Source organism: Emticicia soli (genome assembly GCF_037860775.1).
Lineage (GTDB): Bacteria > Bacteroidota > Bacteroidia > Cytophagales > Spirosomataceae > Emticicia > Emticicia soli.
This window is the reverse complement of sequence record NZ_JBBEWC010000004.1, coordinates 412,161-430,327: the sequence shown is the minus strand read 5'-3', so window position 1 is coordinate 430,327 and position 18,167 is coordinate 412,161. Positions and strand designations below refer to the sequence as shown.

The 18,167-nt window shown below is 36.4% G+C and carries 19 protein-coding genes; 2 read left to right on the top strand and 17 right to left on the bottom strand.

Annotated features, from left to right (window positions below; genetic code table 11):
• Window positions 1-44: 44 nt before the first annotated feature.
• The 15 genes from tssD (WAE64_RS07515) to WAE64_RS07445 form a co-directional block, all read right to left on the bottom strand.
• Window positions 45-449 carry a type VI secretion system tube protein TssD gene (gene tssD, locus WAE64_RS07515; RefSeq protein ID WP_340235639.1) on the bottom strand — a complete coding sequence of 135 codons (405 nt, stop codon included), beginning with the start codon at window positions 447-449 and terminating at the stop codon, window positions 45-47.
• A gap of 88 nt (window positions 450-537) precedes the next feature.
• Window positions 538-1,032 (bottom strand): DUF4123 domain-containing protein, encoded by a 495-nt coding sequence (locus tag WAE64_RS07510; RefSeq protein WP_340235638.1) that lies wholly within the window; start codon window positions 1,030-1,032, stop codon window positions 538-540.
• The gene (locus tag WAE64_RS07505; RefSeq protein WP_340235637.1) at window positions 1,033-1,788 is read right to left on the bottom strand and encodes a hypothetical protein; all 756 of its coding nucleotides are present in this window, start codon (window positions 1,786-1,788) and stop codon (window positions 1,033-1,035) included.
• Entirely contained in the window at window positions 1,785-3,308 is a 1,524-nt protein-coding gene (locus WAE64_RS07500) for a hypothetical protein (protein ID WP_340235636.1), read from the bottom strand. Before WAE64_RS07500 ends, WAE64_RS07505 begins: the two co-directional genes overlap by 4 nt.
• The gene (locus WAE64_RS07495; protein ID WP_340235635.1) at window positions 3,308-3,655 is read right to left on the bottom strand and encodes a hypothetical protein; all 348 of its coding nucleotides are present in this window, start codon (window positions 3,653-3,655) and stop codon (window positions 3,308-3,310) included. The genes WAE64_RS07500 and WAE64_RS07495 overlap by 1 nt, the downstream gene beginning before the upstream one ends.
• Before the next feature lie 3 nt (window positions 3,656-3,658).
• Entirely contained in the window at window positions 3,659-4,048 is a 390-nt protein-coding gene (locus WAE64_RS07490; protein WP_340235719.1) for a PAAR domain-containing protein, read from the bottom strand.
• 48 nt (window positions 4,049-4,096) lie between these two features.
• Window positions 4,097-5,935 carry a type VI secretion system Vgr family protein gene (locus WAE64_RS07485; RefSeq protein ID WP_340235634.1) on the bottom strand — a complete coding sequence of 613 codons (1,839 nt, stop codon included), beginning with the start codon at window positions 5,933-5,935 and terminating at the stop codon, window positions 4,097-4,099.
• Between the two features lie 25 nt (window positions 5,936-5,960).
• Window positions 5,961-6,383, bottom strand: a complete 423-nt coding sequence (gene tssD / locus WAE64_RS07480) for a type VI secretion system tube protein TssD (protein ID WP_340235633.1) — start codon at window positions 6,381-6,383, stop codon at window positions 5,961-5,963.
• 5 nt (window positions 6,384-6,388) lie between these two features.
• The gene (tssD, locus tag WAE64_RS07475; RefSeq protein ID WP_340235632.1) at window positions 6,389-6,805 is read right to left on the bottom strand and encodes a type VI secretion system tube protein TssD; all 417 of its coding nucleotides are present in this window, start codon (window positions 6,803-6,805) and stop codon (window positions 6,389-6,391) included.
• Window positions 6,806-6,842: 37 nt separating this feature from the next.
• Window positions 6,843-8,213: a DUF5458 family protein gene (locus tag WAE64_RS07470; RefSeq protein ID WP_340235631.1), complete on the bottom strand. Its 1,371-nt coding sequence runs from the start codon at window positions 8,211-8,213 to the stop codon at window positions 6,843-6,845.
• A gap of 88 nt (window positions 8,214-8,301) precedes the next feature.
• The gene (locus tag WAE64_RS07465; RefSeq protein ID WP_340235630.1) at window positions 8,302-8,745 is read right to left on the bottom strand and encodes a hypothetical protein; all 444 of its coding nucleotides are present in this window, start codon (window positions 8,743-8,745) and stop codon (window positions 8,302-8,304) included.
• A 79-nt stretch (window positions 8,746-8,824) separates the two neighbouring features.
• Window positions 8,825-10,000 (bottom strand): phage tail family protein, encoded by a 1,176-nt coding sequence (locus WAE64_RS07460; protein ID WP_340235629.1) that lies wholly within the window; start codon window positions 9,998-10,000, stop codon window positions 8,825-8,827.
• A gap of 114 nt (window positions 10,001-10,114) precedes the next feature.
• Window positions 10,115-10,519: a hypothetical protein gene (locus tag WAE64_RS07455; protein ID WP_340235628.1), complete on the bottom strand. Its 405-nt coding sequence runs from the start codon at window positions 10,517-10,519 to the stop codon at window positions 10,115-10,117.
• Window positions 10,520-10,523: 4 nt separating this feature from the next.
• Window positions 10,524-10,886 carry an HNH endonuclease gene (locus WAE64_RS07450; RefSeq protein WP_340235627.1) on the bottom strand — a complete coding sequence of 121 codons (363 nt, stop codon included), beginning with the start codon at window positions 10,884-10,886 and terminating at the stop codon, window positions 10,524-10,526.
• 11 nt (window positions 10,887-10,897) lie between these two features.
• Window positions 10,898-13,384, bottom strand: coding sequence for an ATP-dependent Clp protease ATP-binding subunit (locus WAE64_RS07445; RefSeq protein ID WP_340235626.1), 2,487 nt, complete (start codon window positions 13,382-13,384; stop codon window positions 10,898-10,900).
• A gap of 356 nt (window positions 13,385-13,740) precedes the next feature.
• On the opposite strand from WAE64_RS07445, the gene WAE64_RS07440 reads away from it, so the two are divergent.
• On the top strand, window positions 13,741-15,282 hold the full coding sequence (locus tag WAE64_RS07440) for a YifB family Mg chelatase-like AAA ATPase (protein ID WP_340235625.1): 1,542 nt from the start codon (window positions 13,741-13,743) through the stop codon (window positions 15,280-15,282).
• A gap of 34 nt (window positions 15,283-15,316) precedes the next feature.
• Here WAE64_RS07440 and WAE64_RS07435 read toward each other — a convergent pair whose 3' ends face one another.
• Window positions 15,317-16,198, bottom strand: coding sequence for a LysR family transcriptional regulator (locus WAE64_RS07435; protein WP_340235624.1), 882 nt, complete (start codon window positions 16,196-16,198; stop codon window positions 15,317-15,319).
• A 126-nt stretch (window positions 16,199-16,324) separates the two neighbouring features.
• On the opposite strand from WAE64_RS07435, the gene WAE64_RS07430 reads away from it, so the two are divergent.
• A complete protein-coding gene (locus tag WAE64_RS07430; RefSeq protein ID WP_340235623.1) occupies window positions 16,325-16,729 on the top strand; it encodes an EthD family reductase in 405 nt (134 codons plus the stop codon).
• Between the two features lie 123 nt (window positions 16,730-16,852).
• Here WAE64_RS07430 and WAE64_RS07425 read toward each other — a convergent pair whose 3' ends face one another.
• On the bottom strand, window positions 16,853-18,157 hold the full coding sequence (locus WAE64_RS07425; RefSeq protein ID WP_340235622.1) for a TolC family protein: 1,305 nt from the start codon (window positions 18,155-18,157) through the stop codon (window positions 16,853-16,855).
• Between the last annotated feature and the right edge of the window lie 10 nt (window positions 18,158-18,167).

Sequence of the window (18,167 nt, the reverse complement as noted above, 5' to 3'; positions counted from 1 at the left end):
AAAGCCTTCTCCACTCGGAAAAGGCTTTTTTGATCAACCATAAATTAGATACCCCATTTGTTATCGAGAGATGCGCCACCTACTACTATTTTATTAGCCGAGATTGTAAGCGTAATCGTGAATGCTGCATTGCTATCACCGCCACGAGCGTCAAAGTTTTCGGTATATTCTACGCAATAAGCATCTTCAAACTTAATTTCTTTCAAAGTCGATTCTTGATCGATACGGTTATATACAATCTGGCCAGAATCTTTTTTGTAAGGGTCAAGCATCCAACCCACTAAAGCAGTGTTATCAGTTGCTACGATTGTTACACGGATTGTGCCTCCATGTACTTTTGAAGATGGGCGGCCTTTTTCGTCAATTGATTGATTAAATGAGAAGTTACAAGCCACAACTTCACAATCGCCGCTACCAGCGGCGTTAAAGGTTGCACTAAACGATGCCATACTTATTTAATTGTTTTTTGAGTTTAGAATTAAATTATATGAAAAGATAAGCCTTATTTTTAACGGGAGAAAGTTTTTATGGTCTATTTTATTTATCGGTAGTTTTTAGGTTTTGCTTGATTCTTTCGGTGTGTAGTTCGCCGTTTTTGAGAGAAAATTTAAGGGCAAAATTTGGGTCTTCGTCTTCCATAAAGAAGAAATGAATGGGACCAAAAAAGTCTTCCAATTGTTGAGTATCGCAAGTAGGTAAGAAAATTCTTAATACACGTGGGTCATAAAACCTAAAGTATAGCTGTTTACCTTCTTCGGTTTTCACCATCAGGAATCTGCGGAAGTGCCTTGATAAATCCTGCAGACTCAAATCAGCTGATACAAATAACCCCCATGAATTACCCCATCCTTCTTTCATATGCCACTCTCCAAATATTGAGTTATCATAATTGAATAAATACGGTGCAACACCACTTAGTCTTTCTTCGGCTAAACCTTTATATAAACATATGAAGGATTTTTCCCCCGCAAATTCTTTTGCTTTTTCTATTGCAGCATTCATACGAGCAGAGTCTAAGAGGAGAAAAGGCATTTATCTTATAATTATTAGTTGCTTAGTTTCATTTAAACAAAGAAAAACTGGGATTTTAAACTTTGAGGTAACTTGGTCATCATTACTCTCGAAATAAATAACCGGATTGTTTAAATCGTCTTCTATAGTGACAATTTTATTATTATGATAATAAGTTATCTTGAATTTTGAAAAATCTAATGGCTGCAGTTTCATCTCTTTGTCTGCTAGTATTCTTTCAAATACTGGTCTTAAGTCGTCTACTCTTTCTCTATAAGTAAGGTTATAGTAAGCCGCTATTTCTAAATCTTTGAATTCATGCAATTCAAAAAACTCTGTAACTTGTTTGCGATTACATATATCCCAAATCTTTTTATAAAAATTATATATTTCTTGTTCAAAACTCTCATTTAAATCAGGTGTATTAATGAAATAAGGGTTTTTAGAAATCGTTAAGGAAAACTCTATTTTTTTATCAAAATATTTCTCTGATTTTCCAGAAAAATCTGGTGTTGAATATTCAAGAATAGGTAAATCTTTATTAGTATTTTTTATGGATATCTTGCAAATGGTATTATCTGAAATTGTAGCATTATCCATTGAAGGTAATACTACAATTTCTATGTTATTTGAGCCGTTAATTAAAAACTGATTAATTGGGATTTTCATCTCTAATACTTTTGCACCCATATGTGAAAAAACAGGTATGTCATTCACAAGAATTCGCAGAAAACAGTTTATTTTTTTTAGCTCTATGATAAAAAGGTTTGAATTCATTTGTTTTTCAAATCAATTATTGTGATTGTCCTATCCTCTATCGGGTCAAAAACTGTAGCTTTTTCTTCTGATTTTTTTTCATATTCAAAATTAAAAGCACTTGCCTTACCATAAATAGCATAGGAAAGTTCTAGACCATTAAATCCATAGTAAAATTCTGCTTTATCTTCATTGTCTTTTATTCCTAAAGTTACTTTGGCTTCGCCCCCAGCATTAGCACCCGCTTCAAGGCCAAACGTATCTCCATAATGTTTTTGACCTTCCATTAAAGTTATTTCTGCCAAAATTCCAACTGTAAGCTGTCCATTTGTATTACAGTATGATAATTTAATGTCTTGGTCTGTTACTTTTTTAATACCTAAGAGTTCACAATTTATTTCTCCAGATAGCACAAGAGTAAGCTTGATTTTTAAAAGGTCACTTTTTTCAATATATTTTTTTATTTTCCCTAAAACTGTCCCAAAGCCAGGTATAGATTCAATCGCCGCTCCTAAGGCATCAATTTTAACACCAATGCCAAATAAAGGAGCCATCCCTAAATCAAAGGTAGATTCATATCCGCATTTAGGAGATCCTTCAATTTCAACCCATTTACTTTTTAAACCTAGTTTGAGGTTTAAAAACTTATATTCAACTTCTACACTACTATTAAAAGTACTTGACATTTTTTTAATAGTATTTAGAATTGTATCAGCAGTTGTAATAGCTTTTTTAACATTTGCAAAATCGAAAGTCTTTTCTAAGCTATATTCAGTATTATCTTGTTTGATAGCACCCTCTATTGATATAAATTCCTTATCTTCTTTTTCAAGCATCTTAACCCCATTGTGAAATCCAAAAGAGGATGTATTTGGAACAGGATTTACTTTTATTGTAAAATCGTATTCAATATCAGGATAGACTTTAATAACCACTGATCGCTTAAGATTACAAGTACTTATTGGTATATTATATGTGTTTATTGGAGCATCAGAGGGCCATAATGAGCTAGCAAAGGGAATATAACTAATTGAAGCTGCCTTAAATTTTAATTCTGTGTCTGTTTTACTAATTGGTTTAGGATTCACTAAATCTAAAACTTTATTTTTATGTCCGGTAGTACAAGGGCCTATTAAACCACCTACAGTTACTGTGACATCTTTTGCATTCTTATTCGGTCCGGCAACTATTTCTATTATATTATCTCCTGTGGCAGTATTTTTTTCAACATTTAACGTGTATTTTCGGCCAGCTTTTTCAACTGTTACAGTATTAAAATTGCACTTTGCATCTGGGTCGTTTTTTGTCGAAGCTTGGGCGGGATTATAGCAACATACTTCAGCAATCGGCTTTGATTGTGGTTGAGGCGTTTGTGTAGCGGTTTGTTGTTTTAAAGCTTTATTGTATTCCTCTTGGTAAATAACAGCATAGCGTTCACTAATACCTTGCTTTTTTAACCCATCGTCAGAGATAGACATCTGATATTCATTATTGAGTCTTTCTCTAGATTTTTGCTTTATATTTTTTTCGTCAACAGGCATTAATTATGGGTTTTTGTTAAATAGAGAAACAGGGCTTGAATTTTTTTTTCATCGGTTCGACCCGGATATGTCATAATTTCTTTAATGTTTTCATTTAAACTTAGAGATTGAATCTCTTCAAACTCAATAGAATATCTTATAAAATCGCATATACAATTGGCATCGAGTAATTCCCATTCAAATGCATATTCTAATCTGTTTTTTAGCCAAAGTGAAAACTCTTGTATACTCTCAAATAATGGGTAATTCCTGAAGTCTCTTAGAAAATAAGTAACGATTTCATCGTTTAACTGATGGAATAAAATCTTTTTTAGATTTAAAAATTGTTTTTCCTTTATTTCTAGCATATTCTATCTGCAAACCTCACAAAAAGGTGTGCCGTTATTGGCAGCTTCTTTAAGTGTTAATGCTTGATTGAGAGTTCGTTGAAATTCTGGACTAATATTGCCCAATTCAGGAGCAAAAGAGTTCATACCAACACTCACACTACCAATATCTCCAATCAGAACAGTTGGTAGACCTACTACTATTCTGCCTCCATGAGCAGTTGGATCTCCTAAACGAGCAGCTGGTTGTCCACCAATAAATACTCCTAATGATCCCATAATAATCATATCTGGTGCAGATGCACAAAAACAAAGGTTTCCTACAGTAGCTGCAGGTAATCCACCAATCAATACTCTCGGTTTTCCAGGGGGGAGCACTGGACCACCAACATGAGGTTTGGGACCATCAAACATCGGGCAAACGTGCATATCTCCGACTCTGGCAGCGGGTCTTCCCATAATCTAATTTATTTTTACCATTAATCCTTGAATATTAACCAACGAAGAACCTTCAACATCTGTCATTGCTCCGCTCAGTTTTGCACTTAAACTTCCTTTTACTTCTGCTTTCATATTAGCACTTAGCTCTGCATTCATTGTGGCTTGAAGTTCTATGTCTTTTGTAGCCTTTGCTTCAATGTTCTGTGTAGCTGACGCCTTAATATTTTTAGTTTTTGCACTGATAGTAATATCTCCTTTGGTAGCTTCAATGCTAAAGTTGTTGCCGGCCTTCATTTTAATATCATTACCGGCTTCTAAAACTATATTGCCTGCTGTTTTTAAAGTAATTTCTCCATTGCTCTTGAATGAGATATGCAGAGATGTACCTTTCTTATTCGCATTGGTTATGTATACTTCTTGTTCGCCTCCTTTGTCTTTAAACCCAATTTTGTTTCCTCCCTTGGTACGTATAAACTTTTGAAGGTTGTCGGTGTTGGTATATTTGGCACCGGCGTTATCTTTAGGATATACACTCCCCAGAACTACCGGAAAATCACCGTGATTTTGTTCATAGCCAATCACTACCTGGTCTCCAATTTCGGGTACCCATAGCATACCTTTAGAGCCTCCAGTGTAGGGGGTTGTCATTCGTAGCCAATTGCTTTTGGCCTCATTGGCATTGCTCCAGTAGAATTTTACCTTTATGCGGCCTAAATTCATGGGGTCTTTGTTTTCAACAACTTTGGCCAATTCAGGTTGTGCAATAGGAATTCTGATGCTATGATTTCGTGGAGGATGGCTGGCTGTTTGGGGTACTGCTTTAAAGAAGTTTTCGTAGTTGCCCTCGTGGTCCACAGTGTGGGTTATTTCTATAATACGGTATTTGCCAAAGTCTTTCGAAATGCGTTTATAATTCTCTTTCAACTTTTGGCCTCGTACCGTAATAATTGTGCCGACGTTAAGATTTGGCTGCTCACCTCTACCCCTAAACGAAATCATGTCGCTGGCATTCACAGCCTTAATATTCTTGATTGTGTCATTAAGCTCATTGGTACTTCTTATATCTTTAAAAGTAACCAGGTGAGAGTCTTGTTTAAACATTTTTTCAGATTCAGAAAGCGCAAACTTTGCAAAATCTTCCATTTGTATATTCTGAGACGAAGAGTTGCCTGTGTAATCTTGTAGCTTATAATAGTTGTGGTGGAGCATCTTAAATTTGGCAGGCTTCAAAGAAATCGACATATCAAAGTTTTGCATGCCATCAATCCAGAAATCCATTGTTTTATTGGGTGGAGTGCCCATAATTAAAGTTTGTCCATCATAATAAAACCATTCGCCATACTCTTCGGCTACACGATTCATAAACTCAAAATTACTTTCATCGTATTGTACTTTATAATCAAACTTATCTGATTTCTTTGGATTAATTTTTTTCTGAATCGGGTAGGGGGTTATAACTTTGTCGAAGATTTGCTTGAGATTCATACTCACGAAACCACGTCGCTGAACGCCGTCCTCTAACATAAAAGTTGGGCTGAAACCTTTAATAATAAAAGAATTGGTGAGCTCACTATTACTCTGGAGCGAAAGCTCGGTGATAATTCCAAAGAATTTGAAGTCGTCGCTATGGTCGTCATGAAACTCTCTGAATACGGGCTCAAACTTAAATACTATTTTTTTGCCTATGAGTTCTTTATGTGCTTTCTGAAAAAAAACTTCTTCTTTTTCCTCAAATTCATCGAACGGAACAACTACTTCAAAACTATGATGTGTAAAGATTGATTGGTCAATCCGAACACTCGTAAAGTTTTTAATAGTTTTTTTATCAATAGATATATCTGCTATGATTAACTGTGCCATAGAAATTATGAGTTATAAGAAGCTGTCAGCCTTTATCTTTTTCTGCCCAAAGATTATCGTGCTTTACGTTACCGATAATTATTTTTTCGGCTGTAATACCAATGTTTACGGTTAGTGCCGACGCAACCCCTGTATAAGGTGTGTACACTTCACGGTAAGAAACACAATGACCATTTTCGAAATCAACTTTTTTAAAAGTTGCCCCCCGGTTATCGATCCTATGAAAAACTATTCTTCCTTTCATGGGTTTCTTCACAGCAACGGCCCAATCTGAAAGTGTTTTATGCTGATTACTTGTTTCAGATGCCAGAGTTAGTTTTATAAGCCCGCTTTTAACTGAAGCCATTGTTTTACCTCTTGAGTCGGTAGGCTGATGCAAACTATATTCGCACGAAACTACCCGGTAGCTAATTCCCTGAAGTTGAAGCTCTGCACTAAAAGATGCCATATTGCTTAAGTTTTCTTCTCGCCTTTAAATTGTTTATTCCAATGATTATCAAGTTTGCTACCATCAATTGTTACTATAGGTGCTGAAATTGTAATAATAGTTACCATTGATGCAGAAGAGGTGCTATCAAAGCGTTCATGAAATTCTACACACACACCGCTTTTAAACTTAATTTCCTTTTGGATACTGCTATTATCTATACCACGGTAAGTAATAGCGCCATCTTTTTCTTTTACAGGGTCAGCGGCCCACACAGTAATAGAATCATCGCCCAGCGTATCAAACTCTAATGTAATTCTACCGCCCTTTGGAATAGAAGAGGGGCGCCCTCGGCTATCAATATCCTGATTAATATCAAGATAACAATAGTTAAGGTCGGCAACAGTCTTGTTGTCCAGGCTGAATGTGGCTTTAAATGACATTATAAAATTGTATCAATAAGGCTGAGGGCTTATTTAACTATTGCTGATTATATGACGAATCCCATTTACGATCTCCGTCGGCATCGGGATCATCACCTTTTGTACCATCTAATGAAATCAAGAAGGTTTTTGCCGGAAAATAAGGCACCATATGAATATCTAAAATGATACGGTCTTTTTGCTTTGGGTCTCTTTCAAACTTTTTAATCGTAAATTTCTCTATTAACTTACCCGGTCCGGTTATTTTATCTAAAAACCGGACTACCTGACTCTGGATGTCCATACGCATGTTATGATCCCAGTTTTCGAAAGCACGACGGTTAAGAAAATCAATAAGTACCTTTATAACCCAGTCAAAAACTCTTACTACAGAGTAAGTTTGGAGGCCTATGTTATCACCATTAAATAATGTTTTTGCCGAAAAGGCCATTACTTTTCCGTACTCATTTACCATTGGCACCAGACCCATTTTTTCCATCTGGGCAATGTCACTTTTCTTCACCTGAAACTTAACTCCGTCTACCTCATTAAGCGTACCATGTTTGCGGCCTGCTGTTACCTGCGAAGCCAAAGTGCTATAAATTTTGCCTGCTAAAGCTGCCGATGGCGGAATAAATAAATCATCTTCTTCACCTATCTCTTCGTATTTGCCACGACCCACCAGCCAGTTGGCTGTCATAATCACATTCGATAAGTGAGCATCACCTCCGGAATGATTGGCGCTGTCAAATACATCGATTACATCTTCGGCCGTATCCAGATGTCGGAAATCAGTGAGCATCATAACCTTGTTTCTATGAGCCATCTGTGCCCATTTGTTTATTACCGAATTTGATTTAAGATAACCCGGTAACACCATTAGTGAGTAATTTTCACGCAGGTCAAGGCGATCATAGTTTTTATTCATTTCTTCTGATACAGCATCAAAGAATACTGTATTATCGAGGTCGGTCAGGTTATCCATTTCGGCATTCATAATGCTGATGTTTTTAACCTTATCTAGCTCTGTATTTTTATAGAACAATGCCATCGAGCGATATGAGCGTTCTAAATCACGGCATGCATCTACTGCTTTAATCACATTATCAGCTAGCAGATTATGAGCTTGCTCCATTTTTCTCTGGCTCGATGTGAGCATAGTAGGCAAGTCTTCAGTACTTGATAGTATATCTTTCCAGACCTGAAGCCTTCTTTTTAGCTGTTTTCTTTCTTCTTTTTTCGCATCTTCAGTCAAGAAAATATCTTTTCTAGCTTTACGTTTCGGATTCAGATTTGAGACTCCGTCAATAACCGTTTCGAGAAGGTCAAAAGAACCAAATTTTTCGAGAGGCTTTAAACTTTGTTCTAAAGAAGGTTTGCCTTCACGAACTTTCAAGGGTTGAGCTAAGTCTTGTTTTTCGGTTGCCATATTCTTTAAAGAAGAATCTGTTAGGTTTAAAAATTTACGTAATCCATCAAACATTTATACCGATGATTACAAAGTCGATTAATACCGTTTATTTGTCCAGTTCATCAATCATTGCTTCAATGGCACTGATAAATGCAGCCTTTGATTCGGCATTTTTAAGTGCCGTTTGTAAGATTTTATTTGATTTCAGCTGACGCATCAGTTTTTGTAAATCGTCTGCTTCGTTATTGAGCGACTGTAAAAAATCACTTTGGCTGATCAATCCCTTTTTTGTGAAATCCCCCAGGTTTCTGAATTCCAGTTTCTCCTGAACGTCTGCTCCTTCGGCATCAGAAAAGTCAACCTCTACAGACGGTTTATAGTAATTAAAAACCTCATCGACGGTCTTTAAATCCTGAACGATTTCTGGTTTTAAAGGTGGGTCATTGGTTAGTTTTTCAATCAAAAGTGTTCGATTAAGCGGAATGTCAGCAATTGCTTCCTGTGCATTATCTAATTTACGTTCTTGTCCACCAATACTGTAATTGAACATGGGCTAATAAGGTTTTAGGTATTGTTGCGAATATATTAATATTGTGAAAAAGCAACTGAGATTTTGTTGTAAATTTATTTTAAGGTATGTATTTATTGAAAAAATCTCTTGTGTCCAGTATTTTGTCGGCATTTCGTGTTGCAAAATCTTCATAACGATTTTTGATTGAATCCCAAATTTTGCCACATGTGTCTTTTATGGAAGAATAAAAATTACTTATGTAATTGAAAACTTTTTTAGCTATGTTAGATATAGAGTTAGAAATATATAGCATTAAATCAGCAAGTAAATTAATATCCTTATCGTAGATTAATTTTGCTCCAAGGCTAATCATTGAATTAACTAGTGTTATGACAGTTATTATTGCAACTACTAATAGTGCAGCAGTTCCACCAATAATGGTTAGAATTATTACAGCAATAGTTAGTACTACATCTGTAACAAGTGCTGCAAGAGCGGTAAATAGTTTATCTCTATTTTCAAGACTGCTATCTTTTTCATAAGCTTTCCATGCATCAGAAAACTCAATGGCTGAAAATACAACTCCAATAGCAGACATCCAACCTGCTTTTACTCCTGTAAGGGCTTTTCCTGATATCTTAAGCGTTTTTAGAATAGTATCTTCCAAAACAGATACTTTAGTAGCTACTTTACTAGCATACTTACCTATTTCTCTCACAATTTTGTCAAACATCATTTTAAATCTGTCCCAAAAACTTTCAGTTATCTTCCTGATTTTTTCTTGAACACCTTGTATCTCACTAAAATCATAGAATTGTACGGTTATTTTTATTTCTGATACAAAAGTGTTTATAGAAACAAAGGCTTCTTCTAACTCTATAAATAGTATTGTATTTTTTGAAGAGTAAGTTATGCTTGCAATAGGTTTTATGGCATTCTTGAGTTTAGCAAGAGTCTTTTCTAGTTCTTCCATTTCTTCTAATTTAGCAAAACTCATTTTCCCGATTTTTTTATTAGCCTCATCAACTAAAGTTTTTGTAATATCGGCAATCTTATGAGTTATAGAGCTAATTGAAAATGCGCTGGCTTGTGTTTCTTCAACTTTTGATATTGATGAAGTATGGACTTTATTAAAAGTAGTTGGAACCGAGCATACTCTTGCTTCATGTTGGGGGTTTTTTAGGCTCCTATTTAATTCAAACAAGGAATTCTGATTAGCTTGTAAAGGGTAAGTATTCCTGTCTGAATATCCAGTATTTGTCAAATAATTAATAGCGTTTCTGTTGATGCTCATACTCTCTACCAATTAAAAACTTGTTGAACTGAAAAAACTTTAAGCCTTAAACTAGCCATGTAAATTGCTTATTGATTTTTGACTATTGTTAATGTCTCCCATTTAGTAAATAGACTATTGCAGATTATTAGTTGGGAAATTATTTATTCGAGATGAAGAGCCACCTGCTCGGATAACCTCTTCTACAAATGTGGTACAATTATTAAAAACCCCACCCCAAACCCATTTTTTTGAGGTCGACATCATTAATTCATAATATGCTCCTTCCGGTTGAGGAAGAGCGTATATTATTCTACCAAGCTCCCATTTTCCATTTTCTTTCAAATATCTTCGATAGCCTAATTCATTCATCATCGTAGGATACGCATGTATACCAGCAATTTGAAAGTATAATCCATTTTTAGGAATGTATAATAATGAGTGACCATACTTTGTTGATCCTGAAACAACTATCATTTCTACTTTAGATAAGTCCAGATTAGCAGGACAATAATTTAAAGGTTCGCCTTCGTATGCCATTTATTTATTTCGTTTTAGGCTCATAATCCTTCTTTAAGCCTTTATACTTACCTGTAAGAAAGTTAAATTCAAAGTACTTATATTCAGAAGTATCAAGTATAAAAGGTATTCTATAATTATACCCATGAGCTTTGAAGTGACAATCATTTGAAGAGTCTTCGTCATCAGTGCATAAAACAACGCAATTGTCTATTGTAGAGACTCCATTATCTGCATCACGTCTTATATGATGTGCTTCCCACATGTTACCAGAGCTAATAAGCCAGTTCCATAAATCTTTTCCGCACATTGCACATCTACCTTGTTGACGCACGAATGCAGCGTCTTTGGTAGGTCTTGAAAAATTGCTTCTCTTTCTATTTGCCATTATTGAAAAATTTAATCCACCTTCCAATTATACTCCCCTGCTTCATCCAAACTTATGTTTAATGTTGCTCCTTTGACTAGCTCGCCGCTGATAATCATTCTTGAAATAGGCCTACGTAAAAGATTTCGGATATTCCCTTTAATTGGTCGGGCGCCGTATCTTGGTGTAAAGCCTGTCATGGCTAGTTTTTTCTTGGCATCATCACTTAATTCAAGACTGATGCCTTGTTTGGTTAGCGGGTCGAGCAGACTTTTTAGATGAATATCAAAGATTTTTACCACGTTTTGCTCAGAAATTGGCGCAAAAGGTACTATTTCGGTCACACGGGCCAGAAACTCAGGTCTGAAATACTTCGCCATTATTTCCATTAAATCGTTTGAGGCTGGTAGTTCGCCTTTGTCAAATTTATTGGCGATGAAGTCGCTGCCAATGTTAGATGTAAACAGAATAACAGCATTAGAGAAGTCTCCTTCTTTGCCAAGTCTGTCATGCATTTTCCCTTCATCCAGAATCTGGAGGAAGATGTCAAAAACAGATGGGTGAGCTTTTTCTATTTCATCAAAAAGTACTACCGAATAGGGCTTCTGACGGATTTTATTTACCAGTAAACCTCCTTCTTCGTAACCAACATAGCCGGGAGGTGCACCATAGAGTAATGCCGCAGAGTGCTCTTCTTTAAACTCCGACATATCAAAACGAATCATAAATGATTCGTCGTTGAATAAGAAATCGGCTAAAGATTTGGCTAACTCGGTTTTTCCAGTTCCGGTAGGGCCAAGCAAAAAGAATGAACCTATGGGTTGACCAGCTTTAATTAGTCCTGAGCGAGACTCCAGAATAGCTTCGCACAAAGCCTTTACGGCATGGTTTTGACCAACTACTCTTCTTTGCAGAACTTCGTCCATTTTCAGAAGTTTTTCTCTTTCACTACTTTGTAGTTTGCCGAGCGGAATACCTGTTTTGCCTGATATAACAGCAGCAATATCTTGCTTGGTAACTTCGTCTCTTTTTTGTTCACTAAGGCTTATTAAACTTTCAATAGTGGTTTTTAAATAGTCTTGCAGCGACTCTGTTGTTTCTAGTGTTTCTGGTTGAATATCGCTTTCAATCTGATTTAATAGAATATGACTTACTTTATTCTTCAGAATGGTCAGAAACCAGCGTAGTTCTTTAAAAAACTCTATTTCTTTAAACTCGGTATTTCTTATAATAAGGCTCTCAAACTCTTGTTTAAGATTCTCTAGTTCGTTTTTTGATGTCTCGTCCATCATCCTGATTGCCGCCATCGTTCGGTCTATAAGGTCAACAGCAGCATCAGGCAGCCGTCTGTCTTTTACATATCTTTTCGATAGCCTGACAGCCTCATCTACTGTTCCTTTAGCAACTTTTAAAGAATGATGTTTTTCATAAAAAGGTATTAGGGTTTCAATCATTCTCGAGGCCGTTATCAAATCGGGTTCTTCAACTCTTAGTACTTCAAAACGTCGGTTAAATGCTTCGTCGGCCTCAATATATTGCCTGTATTCGTCTTGCGTTGTTGCACCTATAACTGTTATTTCTCCACGAGCCAATTCGGGTTTAAGTAATTGGGCCACTCCCGAGCCTAATGAGCCTTTGCTATCTAGTAAAATATGAATCTCATCTATAAACAAAATGGCTTTCTCAAACTGCTTTATTTCTTTTATGATACTTTTTATTCTATCTTCTACTTCACCTTTATAAGAGGCTCCTGCTGCTAAAGCCCCTAAGTCTAATTCGAAAATTATAGCAGATTGTAAATGAGTAGGTACTTTACTTGCTACAACATCTTGGGTAAAGCCATCGACCAAAGCTGTTTTACCTACACCCGGCTCACCTACAAGAATCACATTGGGCTTTGTTCTTCTGCCCAAAATCTCGGCAATCATTCTTGTTTCTCTATCCCTTCCTAATATTGGGTCTAGCTTACCCTCAGATGCCAATATTGTTTTGTTTATACAGTATTTATAAATGGCATTAGATTGTCTTTGTGGCACTTGTATATCTGCTTTGCCGGCGGCATCAACTTCATTTACGCCAAGTGCATTGTTGATGGCTTTACTCTCCAGATCAGAGTCCAGAATTTCTCTTTCGTTAATAGGCAGAGATTTTAGCTGTTCTTGGGTAAAAGCAAGATTCGGTTTTAAAATTGCTGCTATAACGCAAAGAGGGTCAATAGAGTTACGGTTGAACTGCATGGCTATGAGCTCGGCCATTTCTATTGTCTTCTTTACTTTTTCGTCACCTATTGGCTCTTCGGATATTTTTGTACTTTTAGGTAAATCTTCTATTCTTACCTCTGCCCAGTCTCTTATGTAGTTAATATCCTTACCCAACGCAGCTAGCATGGAAGCAAGCCCAATTTCGTTATGCATGATAGCTAACAATAGATGAGATGGTGTGAATTGTTCGTTTTGGTATTCTTTGGCTATCGATTGTGCAATATGAATTGCTCTTTTCAAGTCATCAGAATAAAACATAGAATAGGGGTTTGAGTGTTTTTCTGCTAACTTAGAGGCTTGGCAACTGTTTTACAAATTATGAGGGCTAAATTTATTTAACGTGCCTTTTTGAGGCATTTTACCTAGAAAACATTATTAATTGAATAGATTAGAGATTAAATAAATACTGTATTTGATTAAAGAACTTCTATGTAAGAGAGAGGCAAAACAATTATTTAAACAGATTTGAATAGCTGTTTGAGGTTTATAGATGACCCTAATAGTAAGTCTGATGAGGCCTTTTATAAAAAGGTTTACATTCTGTATCTTGATTAGCGAATAAAATTTTACATTTGATAAAAAATCTTCGAAATATTTAAGTTAAAATATAGTATATGCTCGCAAAATGTTTTGGTGCTGCTGTGTATGGCGTAAATGCCACTTTAATAACGGTTGAAGTAAGTGTTGTGCAAGGTATTGGGATGTCGATTGTTGGGCTGCCTGATGGTGCCGTGAAAGAAAGCCAACAAAGAATAGATGCTGCTCTTAAGTATTGTAATTATCAGATTTCCCGCCAAAAAACTGTTATCAATTTAGCACCGGCCGATATTCGGAAAGAAGGCTCGGCTTATGATTTACCAATGGCTGTGGGTATATTGATAGCCGGAGAACAAATAAAGCCTGCTAAAAATTTAGAAGAATATGTAATTCTGGGCGAATTGGCCTTAGATGGTAAACTAAGACCCATAAAGGGCGTATTGCCTATTGCTATAGAAGCTCGCCGCAATAAACTGAAAGGCTTTATTCTGCCGGCCGAAAATGCGATGGAGGCATCTATCGTAAATAACTTGGATATTATAGGTGTAGAAACGCTGAATGATGCAATAGATTTCTTGACAGGTGCAAAAGAAATTGAGCCTCTGGTAACCGATACAAGAGACATCTTTTTTAATGCCATTAGCGAGTACGAGGCTGATTTTTCGCACGTACAAGGCCAAGAAAATATAAAAAGAGCAATGGAAATTGCCGCAGCAGGCGGCCATAATGTGATTATGATTGGGCCTCCTGGCGCAGGCAAAACTATGCTTGCCAAACGCCTGCCATCTATTTTACCGCCTCTTACTTTGCATGAGGCTTTAGAGACAACCAAAATTCACTCGGTGGCAGGTAAGTTAGGTGTAAAAGCTTCTTTAATTGCCCGACGACCTTTTCGGGCACCACATCATACTATCTCTGATGCGGCTTTGGTAGGTGGCGGCGGTTTTCCGCAACCCGGCGAAATCTCCTTGGCTCATAATGGTGTTTTGTTTCTGGACGAACTACCCGAGTTTAAACGAACAGTGTTAGAAGTAATGCGGCAACCTTTAGAAGAAAGAAAGGTTGTCATTTCTCGCACAAGACAAGCCGTGGAATTTCCTGCCAATTTTATGTTGATTGCCAGCATGAACCCCTGCCCGTGCGGTTACTATAACCATCCTGAGAAAGATTGTACTTGTCCACCCGGTACTGTGGGTAAATATCTGAATAAAATCTCAGGACCTTTATTAGACAGAATAGATTTACACGTAGAGGTAACACCTGTGAGTTTCGACCAGATTGCATCAACCCGAAAAAACGAATCTTCCACTATTATTAGAGAAAGAGTAGTAAAAGCCCGTGAGATACAGACAAAACGCTTTGAGAATTTTCAGGATATTCATTGCAATGCCATGATGCCACCGGAAATGGTAAAAGAAATATGTGATATTGGTGAAGGCGGCAAGGCCTTATTGAAAAAAGCAATGGAGCGCCTAGGTTTATCAGCCCGAGCTTATGACAGAATACTGAAAGTATCTCGTACGATTGCCGACTTAGCAGATTCAGAAGAGATACGCATTGAACATCTGGCAGAGGCTATACAATTCAGAAGTTTGGATAGGGAGAATTGGGCGGGGTAAGAAGAATATAATCTTATTATCTAAAAGATTTTTCTTAATATTTTTTAGCGTGCATGTTAGTCAGAAGCTCACATAGTTTCTTCACGGCTTTTTTTTCGTAGGCTTCTTTGAGCGAGATAATCATTATATTTCGTTTCATGTTTTTTCCATCAATGCGAATGGCTACCACTTCGGGGTCGTTTACGCTGGTATCACTCAATATAGTATGCCAATGCCCTGTTTTTACGATTTCAAATAGTGTAGGAATATCATTTATTTCCATACAGATATTCGGGCTTAAATTTTTCTCGCTGAATGATTCTACAAAAAACTGAATGGTACTATACCCACTGAAAGGCAATGCTAATGGTAGCGTAGCTACTTCATTGAGCGATATGCTGCTTTTCTTCGCCAATGATGATTTTCTACTTGTTACCAAAACCATATTTGATTTTAAAAGTGTATGGTATTTCAAATGTGGCTCTTTGGTTTCTTCATGAAACGACACAATAAAGTCAAACTGATGCAGGTTGAGTTTTTCGAGCAGGTCTTTAGTAGTACCAAATACAACCTGAATTTTGATATTTGGATATTGCTTTGCAAACGCTATCAATGTTTTGGCAAAAAGAATACGCATAGAGTAAATCACGCCGATAGTGATTTTGCCAGTATTCAGGTTTTTTAAATCTCGCAAAACCAATACACCTTCATTCGCTCTACTGATACTCTGCAAAGCATAATCACTAAATATTTCTCCGGCCTCAGTGAGTGTAATTCGTTTTCCGATTCGGTTGAATAAAGGCACATTCAGTTCATCTTCTAATTGCTTAATCTGCTGAGACAAAGTACTCTGGCTGATATTCAAAATCTTTGCGGCTTCGGTAAAATTTGAAAGTTCTTTGGCTTTTAGAAAGTATTTGAGTTGTCTTAATTCCATATTTCTAAATCGGTTTTATCGATTGATTTTATCGAAAAATAGCGTTTTGCAAATATATAAACGCTTTAGATATTTGTGGAATAATATTTTATTTGAAACTGTCTATCACTTAAATTCTGATCAATCATGAAATTTAAACTTATTGCAACATTTTTACTTTTCGCCACTTGTGTTACTGCATTTAGTCAAGAAAAACAAGCTCAAAAGTCTGAGAAGGGCCTGATTAAAATATCAATTATGTATCCTTTTGCCGAAGGTAAAACTTTTAATATGGAATACTACGAAACTAAGCACATGCCAATGGTTGCAGGGTATTTAGGCTCGAATTTGGTTAAATACACCATTGAGAAAGGGCTTGCCGCTGGTATGCCTAACCAGGCACTACCTTATATGGCTATTGGTACGTTTTATGTAAAAAGTCTTAGCGATTATCAGTCGGCTATTGCACCAAACAGAGATGCTATAAGGGCAGATTTTGCAAACTATACTAATGTAAGCCCTGTAATTTTGGTGAGTGAGGTGGTAAAGTGAGGGTTGTAGCTTATGAATTCATCATTGTCTGGTGAATAGATTTAATTTATTCACCAGACATTCTCTTAGGTTCTGTTTTTAAATTCCTAAATGAAAGTGATGCGTTATATCTGGAATTTAAGACTATTTGTAATAATCTAAGATTATCTTTCGAAAGAATAACTCATATTTTGCCTGAACAAAACTCGATTTAGCCTTTTCTAAATTAAGCCGGAAATTATTCAATTCAATCGCATGGATGAGTCCTTCAGTAAACCGCTCTTTAGCCGAATCAAACGCCACTTGTTGGGTATTTAATTGCCTTTTGGCACTACTCAGTTTCTCTTTCGAAATGCTCGCCGCCAGATACGCTTGCTCAATCTCTTGTTTCAGCTGTAACTTTGATTGAGACAACTGCGTCTCAGCCATTTGTCTTGCAATCAAAGCATTATTTATTCGCATCTTTACTTGTCCATTACTATAAATTGGTATGTTGATGTTCAAGCGTGCATATTGATTAAGATTAAAGTTTAACTGATTAAAATAATTATATTCTCTCGCTGCTGCACTTGAATAAGCTGTCCCCATTCCTGCACCGAGTGATACACTAGGGTATTTAGCTGCTTGAGCTATCCTGATACCCACTTTTGCACTCTGAAACCTTAATTCAGCATTTTTTATAAGAGGCTGATTATTAGCGGCCATCAAGATTGTCTGTAAATAAGAATCATTAATCACAAACACTTTTTCATCAAAAGCAATAGGTTCTACCTCAAATGAATGATATTCTGGAAAGGCCATTAGTTGAGCTAACGAAAGTTTTGCCAGCTCAATGGTATTTTTCATGTTCAAGGCATCAAATTCGGCTGTAGCTAATTGCGCATCTAAGTCTATTAAATTTGTTGGGGGCATATTGCCTTCTTCTACCAGTTCCTGCACTCTTTTCAATTGACTTTGAAGGTTCACCACTTGCTCCTGGCTGATTTTCCAAAGTTCCTGATTCATCAGTACTTGCATATAAGCAAGTGTAATCCGGTTTCTCAACTCGTTTTTCCCACTTTGCAAGTCCCACTCATCGGCTTTTAAATTAAATTCATTTTGTGCAATCTGGTTCTTTATGGCAAAACCATTAAAAACTACTAAGTTAGTACCCAAACCTATTGAATTAGATGAAACAGTGTGCGAAACAAAACCATTAGTGAATGGGTCAATACTCCGCCCCGAACTAACTCCTTGAGAAAACGAACCTGATGCATTAGGATAAACAGCCTGTTTAGATTGGCGCACTGTATTCTCAGATTGACGTATTTTTAACAGCCGTTGCTTAATATCAAAACTCTGTTTATAAGCATAATCAATACATTGCTCCAAAGTATATTTGTTTTGCGCCGATATATCAAGCACAAAAAAGTATAATAAAACTATAGGAACAATTTTTCTACTAAGCATAAATAGTGTC

Excerpts from the sequence above, each read along its gene's own strand:
- WAE64_RS07440 (WP_340235625.1), top strand. The coding sequence starts at position 13,741 with ATGCTCGCAAAATGTTTTGGTGCTGCTGTGTATGGCGTAAATGCCACT.
- WAE64_RS07435 (WP_340235624.1), bottom strand. The coding sequence starts at position 16,198 with ATGGAATTAAGACAACTCAAATACTTTCTAAAAGCCAAAGAACTTTCA.
- WAE64_RS07430 (WP_340235623.1), top strand. The coding sequence starts at position 16,325 with ATGAAATTTAAACTTATTGCAACATTTTTACTTTTCGCCACTTGTGTT.
- WAE64_RS07425 (WP_340235622.1), bottom strand. The coding sequence starts at position 18,157 with ATGCTTAGTAGAAAAATTGTTCCTATAGTTTTATTATACTTTTTTGTG.
- WAE64_RS07500 (WP_340235636.1), bottom strand. The coding sequence starts at position 3,308 with ATGCCTGTTGACGAAAAAAATATAAAGCAAAAATCTAGAGAAAGACTC.
- WAE64_RS07455 (WP_340235628.1), bottom strand. The coding sequence starts at position 10,519 with ATGGCATACGAAGGCGAACCTTTAAATTATTGTCCTGCTAATCTGGAC.
- WAE64_RS07510 (WP_340235638.1), bottom strand. The coding sequence starts at position 1,032 with ATGCCTTTTCTCCTCTTAGACTCTGCTCGTATGAATGCTGCAATAGAA.
- WAE64_RS07470 (WP_340235631.1), bottom strand. The coding sequence starts at position 8,213 with ATGGCAACCGAAAAACAAGACTTAGCTCAACCCTTGAAAGTTCGTGAA.
- WAE64_RS07460 (WP_340235629.1), bottom strand. The coding sequence starts at position 10,000 with ATGAGCATCAACAGAAACGCTATTAATTATTTGACAAATACTGGATAT.
- WAE64_RS07485 (WP_340235634.1), bottom strand. The coding sequence starts at position 5,935 with ATGGCACAGTTAATCATAGCAGATATATCTATTGATAAAAAAACTATT.
- tssD (WP_340235639.1), bottom strand. The coding sequence starts at position 449 with ATGGCATCGTTTAGTGCAACCTTTAACGCCGCTGGTAGCGGCGATTGT.
- WAE64_RS07445 (WP_340235626.1), bottom strand. The coding sequence starts at position 13,384 with ATGTTTTATTCTGATGACTTGAAAAGAGCAATTCATATTGCACAATCG.
- WAE64_RS07490 (WP_340235719.1), bottom strand. The coding sequence starts at position 4,048 with ATGTTTGATGGTCCCAAACCTCATGTTGGTGGTCCAGTGCTCCCCCCT.
- WAE64_RS07465 (WP_340235630.1), bottom strand. The coding sequence starts at position 8,745 with ATGTTCAATTACAGTATTGGTGGACAAGAACGTAAATTAGATAATGCA.
- WAE64_RS07450 (WP_340235627.1), bottom strand. The coding sequence starts at position 10,886 with ATGGCAAATAGAAAGAGAAGCAATTTTTCAAGACCTACCAAAGACGCT.
- WAE64_RS07495 (WP_340235635.1), bottom strand. The coding sequence starts at position 3,655 with ATGCTAGAAATAAAGGAAAAACAATTTTTAAATCTAAAAAAGATTTTA.
- WAE64_RS07505 (WP_340235637.1), bottom strand. The coding sequence starts at position 1,788 with ATGAATTCAAACCTTTTTATCATAGAGCTAAAAAAAATAAACTGTTTT.
- tssD (WP_340235632.1), bottom strand. The coding sequence starts at position 6,805 with ATGTCATTTAAAGCCACATTCAGCCTGGACAACAAGACTGTTGCCGAC.
- tssD (WP_340235633.1), bottom strand. The coding sequence starts at position 6,383 with ATGGCATCTTTTAGTGCAGAGCTTCAACTTCAGGGAATTAGCTACCGG.